This window comes from Kitasatospora sp. NPDC091276, from assembly GCF_040684355.1.
Taxonomy (GTDB): Bacteria; Actinomycetota; Actinomycetes; order Streptomycetales; family Streptomycetaceae; genus Kitasatospora.
Genome location: NZ_JBFBFU010000025.1, coordinates 50,483 through 57,540, shown reverse-complemented (window position 1 = coordinate 57,540; position 7,058 = coordinate 50,483). Strand labels below are relative to the sequence as shown.

Annotated in this window: 5 protein-coding genes; 2 read left to right on the top strand and 3 right to left on the bottom strand. The window is 71.5% G+C overall.

The genetic code is table 11. The features are described 5' to 3' along the window. Positions 1 to 10: 10 nt before the first annotated feature. From AB0O19_RS27800 to AB0O19_RS27790, 3 genes are all read right to left on the bottom strand, one after another. Positions 11 to 1,225: a serine hydrolase domain-containing protein gene (locus AB0O19_RS27800; RefSeq protein WP_363623348.1), complete on the bottom strand. Its 1,215-nt coding sequence runs from the start codon at positions 1,223 to 1,225 to the stop codon at positions 11 to 13. Between the two features lie 298 nt (positions 1,226 to 1,523). Then, positions 1,524 to 4,094, bottom strand: coding sequence for an FtsX-like permease family protein (locus AB0O19_RS27795; RefSeq protein WP_363623346.1), 2,571 nt, complete (start codon positions 4,092 to 4,094; stop codon positions 1,524 to 1,526). A gap of 3 nt (positions 4,095 to 4,097) precedes the next feature. Next, positions 4,098 to 4,832 (bottom strand): ABC transporter ATP-binding protein, encoded by a 735-nt coding sequence (locus AB0O19_RS27790; RefSeq protein ID WP_063351478.1) that lies wholly within the window; start codon positions 4,830 to 4,832, stop codon positions 4,098 to 4,100. Between the two features lie 298 nt (positions 4,833 to 5,130). Here AB0O19_RS27790 and AB0O19_RS27785 point away from each other — a divergent pair, with 298 nt between their 5' ends. Then, on the top strand, positions 5,131 to 6,399 hold the full coding sequence (locus AB0O19_RS27785; protein WP_363585134.1) for a sensor domain-containing protein: 1,269 nt from the start codon (positions 5,131 to 5,133) through the stop codon (positions 6,397 to 6,399). Continuing rightward, the gene (locus tag AB0O19_RS27780; protein WP_350880992.1) at positions 6,387 to 7,031 is read left to right on the top strand and encodes a response regulator transcription factor; all 645 of its coding nucleotides are present in this window, start codon (positions 6,387 to 6,389) and stop codon (positions 7,029 to 7,031) included. Before AB0O19_RS27785 ends, AB0O19_RS27780 begins: the two co-directional genes overlap by 13 nt. The last annotated feature ends 27 nt before the right edge of the window (positions 7,032 to 7,058 follow it).

The window sequence follows — 7,058 nt, the reverse complement described above, 5'->3', positions numbered from 1 at the left end:
TCCAGCCTGTTCAGGCGACGCGTCGCAGGACGCGGCCGCCGAACTGCATGTGGTCCGCGCGCCCGGTCTCCGGGTCGAGCAGGAAGCGGCCGAGGTGTTCCACCTCGGGCAGCCGCGGGTGCCGGGCGGCGAAGAAGCCCTCGCCTCGGCCGGTCAGGTCGTACTCCATCCCGTCGTCGTCGACCAGGACGGTGGCGCCGGGGTGCGCGCCGTCCGCCGCGTCGGCGCCGGGGCGGATCCGGTACACGGTCTCGCCGTTGGCCCACTGCCCGACGCGGTCCGACAGGTCCTGCGCGGCGCCGGCGGCGGGGCCCGGCGCGTAGCCGGCGACGTCCACGCCCTCGGCCCGGAGCTGGGCCAGCAGGTCCTGCCAGGCGCCGAGGCCGGCCGCGGAGTCGGCCTGGAGGGCGATCACGGTGCCGCGTTCCGGCTGGATCCGCAGGTGGCAGGTGGCGCCCGCGCCCACGCCGTCGAGGCCGAGCCAGCGGTCGGCGCCGTTGCCGTACCGGGCCCAGCCGTGGCCCCAGCCGTCGGCCAGGCCGAACGGGAGGGTGTCGAAGGGCGGTTCGGCCAGTTCCCGGACGGCCTCCTGGTCGAGCAGGGCTGCGTGCGAGGCGTCGCGGTCGTCCAGGTGGAGCCGGGCGAACGCGACCAGGTCGGTGACGGTGCCGGCGATCGCGGCGGCGGGGGCCAGGTCGCGGGGGATCTCGCCGGCCGCCAGGAAGGCCGGCTCGATGTCCAGCGGCCGGAGCAGGAAGTCCGTCACGGCGTTGCGCCAACTCACCCCGGCGGCGGCCTCGATGACCTTTCCGGCCAGGGCGAACCCGGCGTTGGAGTACGAGAACGCGGTGCCGGGGGCGAACAGCGGGCCGGCCGCGACGGCGGCCCGCAGCCCGCCGTCGCCGGGGCCGTCGCAGACCATCCCGGAGGAGTGGCTGAGCAGGTGTCGGGTCGTCAGTCTCAGCTCGGCGAAGTGAGGTTCGGTGAGGTACTCGCCGACCGGCAGGTCCAGGTCGAGGTCGCCGTCGAAGGCCAGCTGCATGGCCAGCGTCGCGGTGAAGAGCTTGGTGAGCGAGGCGAACGGCGCGGCGGGCGCCGGCCCGGGCTCCGCACCCGCCTCGGCGACGTGGAGTTCGCCGGCGTCGTAGAAGGCGCACCGGAGGGAGCGCACACCGTGTTCGCGCGCGAGCCGTCCGGCCTTTTCACGCCATGACTGTGAATTCACTAAAACCCACCCACCGCATTCACCGGAATCCGAAAAAGGCGCAGCACAACAGCCCCGTTCGGCCGTGTTCCGTCCACGGCTCGTCGGTACGGGGATTACGCAAAAGGGGAATTCGCTCTGGTGAATGCAGGCTAACACCGGGCGGCGGGGCCGGTCAGGGTCGTTAAGCGGCAGCCGAATGACCCTGGTTGCCGCACTGCGAAACGCCGTTCGACCTGCCCGGAAACCCGAAAACGCCGATGGGGTCCGCGGTCGCGGACCCCATCGGCGGGTCGGTGTGGCAATGGTGCGGGCGGAGCTACTCGCGCAGTCCGATGGCCTCCACCGGGCGGGCGCGCAGGGCGAGCTTGGTCGGCACCAGAACGGCCGCCGCGGCCAGGGCCGAGGTCGCCGCCACGATCGCCAGGTAGAGCAGCGGAGGAATGTGCGGAACCAGGGACCCGGTCAGGCCCATGCTCACCGTCATCAACGGCACGATGGGCACCAGACTGCCGACCACCACCGCGATCAGGATCAGCATCAGCGTCTCGGTGCGCATCATCCGCATGACCTGTTCGGGGGTCGCGCCCACCAGCCGCAGCAGCGCGAACTCCCGTGCTCTGGACAGCGTGGTCATCACCAGGGTGTTGGCGACGGCCACCGCGATGTACCCGAAGACCAGGACCAGCGGCAGCGCGCTGCCGAACAGGTTGGCCGTGCCGGCCTTCTCCTGGGCGGCGGACAGGCCGCCCTTGTCCTGGACGTGCACCCCGGGGTAGCGGTCGTTGAGCCCGGTGAGCTCCCTGATCACCTTCTTCTTGTCGGCGCCGTCCTTGGCCCGCACCAGCACCGAGTCGTACATCCGGCGCGAACTGTGCTGGAGCACGGTGTCGTAGGACAGGGTGATGTCGCCGAAGCCCAGGCCGCGCTTGTACACGGCGATCACCTTCGGCTCCAGCGTCTGCCCGTCGGGCATGTGCACCTTGATCTGGCCGCCGACGTTGGCGCCGAGCGTGGCCGAAGCCCCGCTGCTGATCGCCACCGTGTCCGTGGACAGGTTGTCCAGGGAGCCCTCGGAGACGTCCAGGTCGACGACCCGGCTCAGGTTGCCCGGGGTCAGCCCCTGCGCCTTGTAGTCGAAGATCTCCGGCGAGCCGAGCATCTTCGTCGAGGCGAACAGGTCCACCCGCACCGTCCCGGCCGCGGCGTCCACCCCGTCCAGGCCGGCGATGAACTTCGGCGCGGTGACCGGCAGGCCGCCGGACTCGCTGGTCACCGTGTAGTCGGCGACGACGCCCGCCTGGGCCTGCGCCTCGGCCGCACCCGACGTGGTGGTCGGGATGAACAGCTGCACCGAGGCGAAGCCGATCGCCAGGATCAGCGGGCCGATGCCGGCCGCCAGCCGCCGGGCGTTGGCCCGGGTGTTTGCCACGGCCAGGAACCCGAGGGTCCCGAACCGGCGCTGGAACGGCGCGGCCATCAGCCTGGTCGCCTTCGCCACCACCGGCGGGGCCAGCATGAGGATCGCGATCACCATGATCAGGCCGCCGCTGCCGGCCGCGGCCACCGCGAAGATGCTGCCGAAGAACAGCGGCAGCAGCGACGCGCAGAATCCGAGGACGAACAGCAGGATCCCGATGGCCACCCGGGCGCCGCCGATGCCCGGCTGCTCGGTCTGGGCCTCGCTGAGCGCCTCCACCGGCCGGATCGACACCACCCGGCGGGCCACCGCGAACGCCGCCACCTGCGCGGCGATCACGCCGATGCCGACCGCGGCGATCGCCGGGATCGGCCCGTAGGAGAACTCGAAGTCGTCCGGCAGGATGCCGATCGCACCGAGCGCCCCGCGCAGCACCCCGGCGGCCAGCATGCCGGGGAAGCAGCCCAGGATCGAGGCCACCAGCGAGATCACCAGGGCCTCGCCCGAGATCATCTTGTGGATCTGCTTGGGCGTCGCGCCGACCGCGCGCAACAGCGCCAGCTCGCGCCGGCGCTGGTGCACGCTGAGCGCCAGGGTGCTGCCCACCACCATCATGGTGATCAGCACGACGGTGCCGCCGAGGGAGCCCGCCAGCTCCTTCAGGCTGCCCCGGGCCGAGGCGACGTCCGGGTTCTCGACGCTGCTGCGCCCGTCACCGGTGTAGACGTCGATCGCGGAGCCCTTGAGCGCCTTGTCGATCCGGTCGCCGAGCTTGCCGGCGTTGGTGTCCTTGGGCGCCAGCACGCCGATGGCGCTCACCTGGTCGGTGCGGCCGAACAGGGTGCGCGCCTCGTCGTCGGAGAAGAACACCGGCGGGGTGCGCAGCGCCCCGCCCCCGCCCTTGTAGGTGACGATGCCGACGACCTTGTACGAGCTGGCGTCCCGGGTGGAGGCGATCTTGACGCTGTCGCCCACCTTCACCTTGCGGTGGTCGGCGACGGACTTCTCCAGCACCACCTCGCCGGCCCGCTTCGGCTCGTCGCCGTTGCGGTCGTACGGGCCGAGCGCGGCCGCGCCCCAGTTGGTGCCGTTGGACGTCCGGTCGTCGGCGCCCTTGACCAGTTCCTCGCCGTCGTTGGAGACGACCTGCGCGGGGAAGGTGAGCACCGGGACGGCCTTGTCGACGCCCTCGGTCCTGGCGACCTTGTCGACCAGGTCGATCGGGACGCCGACGGCGTCCTTGAGGTCCTTGGACTTGCTCTTCTTGGCCTCGTGGACCGTGAAGTGCTTCTGACCGCCGACCACGACCGCAGCGCCGGAGTAGCGCTGGACCGGCACCCCGTTGCCGATGCCGGACTGCAGGATGATTCCGAAGGCCGTGACGAGCACGGACGCGCCGAACAGGGCGACGAACGCCCCGACGAACCCGGCCTTACGCTCCTTGACGGTCTGTACGACGAGCCTGAACACGTCTCACCACTCCCCCAGCCGGGTCATGCGCTCGGCCACCCGGTCCGGCGTGGGATGCGTCATCTCCTCCGCGTAGCTCCCGTCCGCGAGGAACACCACGCGGTGCGCGTAGGAGGCGGCGATCGGGTCGTGGGTCACCATGATCACCGTCTGTCCGAGGCTGTCCACGACCTCGCGCAGCAGCGTCAGCACCTGCTTGGCGGTGCGGGTGTCCAGCGCGCCGGTCGGCTCGTCCGCGAAGACCACCTCGGGCCGCGCCGCCAGCGCCCGGGCGATGGCCACCCGCTGCTGCTGGCCGCCGGACAGCTCCGAGGGCCGGTGGCTCATCCGGTCGGCGAGACCCACCTGCGTCACGACCTGCTGCAACCACTGGTGGTCCGGCTGGCGGCCGGCCAGCATCAGCGGCAGGGTGATGTTGTCCGCGACGGTCAACGCCGCCATCAGGTTGTACGCCTGGAAGATGAAGCCGACCCGCTCCCGGCGCATGATGGTCAGATCGACCTCGCTGAGCTGCGCCAGCTCGGTACCGCCGAGCACCACCGAGCCGGCGTCCGGGCGGTCCAGCCCGGCGGCGCAGTGCAGGAAGGTGCTCTTGCCCGCCCCGGACGGGCCCATCACCGCGGTGAAGGTGCCCCGGGCGAAGGCGAGGGACAGATCGCGCAGCGCGTGCACGGCCCCGGCGCCCTTGCCGTACGTCTTCCGGACCCCGTCGAGGCGGACGACCCAGTGAGCGTCCAGCGCGGCACTGCCGTCCGGTCGCGGCGGCGCCGCGTACTCCTCCTCCGCGGCCGCGCCCTGGAACTCCTCCGTCCGCGCTCCGCGTCCCTTTCTGCTCACTTCCGGCCTCCACCACTCGCACGCACTACTTGACGTTCACGAAGGTAAGTCCTGGAGCAGGTACGGAACCAGGGCACGAACTGGAGAGTCGATGGTGCAGAAAAGTGCCACCCACCGCCGCATTTGGGACGGTGGTAGGGTGATCGGGATGACGACTCGGAGGGTTTTAGGAGCCGTGCGCGCCCCCAGCATTGCCGAGTTGCGACGCTTACAGCCCGAGCAGTGGGTCCGCCAGACGGTGATCCGTTTCCCTCCGGCCGCGGGCTACGTCCTGCTCTGCCTGATGACCGGACTCGCCGGGCTGCTGCTGTTCTACCTGATCGCCATCATCTTCGCGCTCTGCCTGGTCGGAACGGGCTTCCTGCTGCTGCCCAGGACACTGCGGGTGCTGCGCAGGTACGCCGAGGTCCACCGCCGGTGGGTCGGCCGGCTGCTGGAGACCGAGGTCCGCACGCCCTACCGCGACCTGGAACCCGGCCGCACCGGCCCCCGCAAGCCCTCCCTGCGCGACCCGGCCGTCCGCAAGGACCTGCTCTGGGTGATCACCCACGGCGTCGTCGGCTCGGCCCTGTGCATCTTCGCCCTGAGCATCTGCGGCAACGCCTTCAACTGGCTGTCCGCACCGGTGTGGTGGAAGCTCGCGTCGGGCGAGCGCAACTCGATCATCCTGATGAACGTCGACTCGTGGCTGAAGTCCTTCGTCGCGGTGTTCATCGGCATCGGCTACGCCGTGGTGGCGATGGCCGCGATGCGCGGGCTGGCCCTCGTGCACGCCCGGATGTCCCGCCGGCTGCTGACCGCCCGCCCCCGGGTCGCGCTCGCGCAGCGGGTCCGCGAACTCTCCGTGACCCGCGCCGAGGCGCTCGACGCGCACGACGCCGAACTGCGCCGGATCGAACGCGACCTGCACGACGGGGCGCAGGCCGGCATCGTCGCCGTCTCGCTGCGCCTCGGCATGATCAAGCGCGCGCTCGGCCAACGGCCCGAGCAGGTCCCGGAGATGGTGGACGCGGCCCAGAACCTCGCCGAACAGGCGTTGGAGTCGCTACGCCACCTCGTCCGCGGCATCTACCCGCCGGTGCTCGCCGACCGCGGGCTGACCGACGCCGTCCGGGCGCTCACCGCGCTGTGCGGGGTCCCGACCCGGATAGACATCGACGAGTCGGCCGGCGCGGCGCCCCGCGCGCCCGCCGCCGCCGAGGCCGCGGCCTACTTCGTGATCTCCGAGGCGCTCACCAACATCACGAAGCACAGCGGGGCGCGTAGCGCGCTGGTGTGGCTGCGGATCGCGTCGGACGCCATCTCGATCAGGGTCGAGGACGACGGCAAGGGCGGCGCCACCGAGGGCACGGGGAGCGGGATCCTCGGACTCCGGCGCCGGGTCGCCGCCTTCGACGGCACCACCGACCTGTTCAGCCCGCCCGGGGGCCCGACCGTACTGAAGGTGGAGATTCCATGCGGATCCTGATCGCCGAGGACAACGCCCTGCTCCGTGAGGGGCTGGTCCTGTTACTGAACAGCGAGGGGCACGAGGTGTGCGCCACCGTGGACAACGGGGACGACCTGCTGCCCGCGCTGCTCGCACACCGCCCGGACGTCGCCGTGGTGGACGTCCGGCTGCCGCCGACGTTCCGGGACGAGGGCCTGCGCGCCGTCGTCGAGGCCCGCAAGCAACTGCCCAACCTGCCCGTCCTGGTGCTCTCGCAGTACGTCGAACGGGCGTACGCGACGGAGCTGCTGGCGCAGAGCGCCTCCGGGGTCGGCTACCTGCTGAAGGACCGGGTGGGGCGCGCCGAGGAGTTCCTGCTCGCGCTGGAGCGGGTCGCCGACGGCGGCACCGCGATGGACCCGGAGGTCATCTCGCAGCTGATGGTCCGCCGGGCCGGCGACGACCCGCTGTCCTCGCTGACCCAGCGCGAGCGCGAGGTCCTGGCGCTGATGGCGGAGGGCCGCAACAACGGCACCATCGCCGAGATGCTGTTCATCGCGGAGAGTTCGGTGAACAAGCACATCGGCAACATCTTCGCCAAGCTGAACATGCCCACGCCGGACAGCGGCCACCGCCGGGTGCTCGCCGTGCTCACCTACCTGCGGGCCTGAACGGCCGAAGGACGACACGCGGAGAGG

What these genes read in the sequence shown, in the direction of transcription:
- AB0O19_RS27780 (WP_350880992.1), top strand. Translation starts at nt 6,387, where the DNA reads ATGCGGATCCTGATCGCCGAGGACAACGCCCTGCTCCGTGAGGGGCTG.